Origin of the sequence: Paenibacillus algorifonticola, assembly GCF_000971975.1 — a bacterium.
In the GTDB taxonomy this organism is placed as follows: Bacteria; Bacillota; Bacilli; order Paenibacillales; family Paenibacillaceae; genus Pristimantibacillus; species Pristimantibacillus algorifonticola.
The window spans coordinates 1-2,137 of sequence record NZ_LAQO01000086.1 but is presented as its reverse complement, the minus strand read 5'-3'; the positions used below and the strand labels follow the sequence as shown (position 1 = coordinate 2,137).

The following is a 2,137-nucleotide window of genomic DNA, read 5'->3' as shown; positions in this document are numbered from 1 at the left end:
CTCCCGCGTGCGCTCCTCCAGATGCGTCTGTGTCAGCAGCACTTCCGCTCCGCTGTCCTCCAGCATAAACCGGATGCGGTCGGACGGGTAATCCGGATCGAGCGGCACATAAGCGCCTCCCGCCTTCCATACCGCCAGGACTCCGACCAGCATTTCCACCGACCGATCGACCAGAATGCCGACCAACTGATCCGGCTTCACCCCTTGGGCCCGCAGGCTGCGCGCCAGGCGGTTCGAACGCTCGTTCAGCTCGCGGTAGGTCAGCCGCTTCTCCTCGTACACCACCGCCGTCGCCTCCGGGCTCCGCTCCGCTTGTTCCTCAAACAGGTGATGGAAGGTTTTCTCCAGCAGCGGCGACACTGTCTCTGGATTGAATACGCGCTGAATCTGCTCCTGCTCCTCCGCCGTCAGCATGCCTAACGACGCGATTTTCGCGCCCGGATCGTTCACAATCGCGGCGACCAATTGCTCGAAGTGCTTCGCCAACCGCTCTACCGTTTCTGGTTTGTACAACGCGGTTGCGTATTCGAGGGCGCATTCCAAACCGTCGCTTCCCTCCATGACGTCAAGGCTCAGGTCAAATTTCGACACCAAATGCGCATTTGGATACAAGGCCAGTTGAAGGCCCTCGAGATGATAGGCTCTATTTTCCAAGCTTTGCAGCGAAAACATGGTGTCAAAGAGCGGATTGCGGCTTAAATCGCGGGTCAGCTGCAATTTGTCCACCAGTTCTTCGAACGGATAATCCTGGTGCTCGTAGGCACCCAAGGTCGTTTCCTTGACTTCCTCCAGATAAGACAGGAATGTTTTCTCTCCGACCGGGCAGTTGCGCAGCGCCAGTGTATTAACGAACATCCCGATCAATGGCTGCAGATCGCCGTGTGTTCTTCCCGCGATCGGCGTGCCGATGATCATATCTTCCTGGCCCGTGTACTTTTGCAGCAGGATCGTATACGCCGCAAGCAATACCATGTACAGCGTCGCGCCGTTTTCCGCCGCAATTCGCTTCAAGCCCTCGCTCTTCTCGGCATCCATACGGAACTGCAGCGTATCGCCATCGTATCGCTGCACGGCGGGACGCGCATAATCTGTCGGCAGCTCCAGCACCGGCAGTTCTCCGCTAAACTGGCCCAGCCAGTAGGCTCCCTGCTTGTTCAGACGCTCGCGCTGCGCTTCGGATTGCTGCCATACCGCGTAATCCTTGTACTGAATCCGCAGGTCAGGAAGCTCCTCGCCGCCGTATAAGCGGACAAGCTCCTCCACTAGGATATCCACGGACACACCGTCGGAGATGATATGATGCATATCCAGCAGCAGTAGTTGGCTCTCTTTAGACAACTCCAGCAGACCTGCACGTAATAATGGCGGCTGTCCCAGATCGAACGCTCGGGCAAAATGTCGCATCGCCTCCTGCGCTTCTTCATCGCTTGCTTGCCGATGCTCCAATATCAAATCCGCCTGCGGGTATATCCGCTGCACAGGCTCTCCATCCACCAGCACAAAGCCGGTGCGCAGTGTCTCGTGACGCGCGATTAGAAGACGGAAAGCTTCTTCAAGCCGTTTCCGGTCAAGCATGCCGTCAAGCCTCATAATCCCCGGCATGTTGTAGCTTTGCTCTGCTCCTTCCAACTGTTGCAGAATATAAAGCCGCTTCTGCGCTGACGATACCGGGTAATACTCCTTTTCTTCGGTGAGCGGTATGGAGGCATACACCTTCTCTTCCATACTGCCCATCGCCCGAGCCATTTCCTCAATGGTCGGGAGCCGGAATACGTCCCGCAGCGACAGATTGACGTTCATCTCTTTATAGAGCTTGCTTGCCAACGCAGTCGCACGCAGGGAATGCCCCCCAAGATCGAAGAAATTGTCCTTCACTCCGATCCTTTCCGTTCCAAGCACCTCTTGCCAAATCCGCACGAGCTGCTCTTCCAGCGGTGTACGGGGCGCGGTGTATTCCGCACCGGTATTCACGCTTCCCTCCGGCGCGGGCAGCGCCTTGCGGTCCGTCTTCCCGTTCGCCGTCAGCGGCATCTTCTCCAACTGCACGAAGTACGACGGAATCATGTATCCCGGCATCTCCTGCGACAGCCTTCCTCTTAGCTCGCTCACCGTCAGCGGTTTGTCCGCTACCACGTAC

At 57.3% G+C, this 2,137-nt stretch carries 1 protein-coding gene; it reads right to left on the bottom strand.

The window, feature by feature from the left end; all coding sequences use genetic code 11:
* Positions 1-2,137, bottom strand: a 2,137-nt coding sequence (locus tag WH37_RS32995) for a condensation domain-containing protein (protein ID WP_046234918.1), incomplete at both ends; no start/stop codon positions are given.